Genomic DNA, 252 nt, shown 5'->3' with positions numbered 1-252 from the left:
TTCGTAAACTATGATTACAAAAAAAAGCATCCTGACGCATTAAGAGAGAACAAAATTCTCAACCAAGCCAGGCGAGAAGTTCCGGGATTTGAGCAATTGCTTCAACGTTTTGAGCGTACGGTCTCGGTTTTAGGCAGGAGCCAAAGTACGTTCGATAATTATGCGCGCCATGTGGCAGCCATTTCCTTATATTTCGGCAAAATCCCTACCGAACTGGATCCCGAACAAGTGCAGGACTACTTGTTTTCTTTG

General features: G+C 44.0%; 1 pseudogene. It reads left to right on the top strand.

The window, feature by feature from the left end:
• A pseudogene (locus EG849_RS15755) lies at nucleotides 1–252 on the top strand (hypothetical protein); the annotation flags it as partial.

Origin of the sequence: Flavobacterium macacae (assembly GCF_003865365.1) — a bacterium.
Classification (GTDB): Bacteria; Bacteroidota; Bacteroidia; order Flavobacteriales; family Flavobacteriaceae; genus Flavobacterium; species Flavobacterium macacae.
Note: the sequence above shows the minus strand (reverse complement) of the source record. Positions and strands in the feature narration are given on the sequence as shown.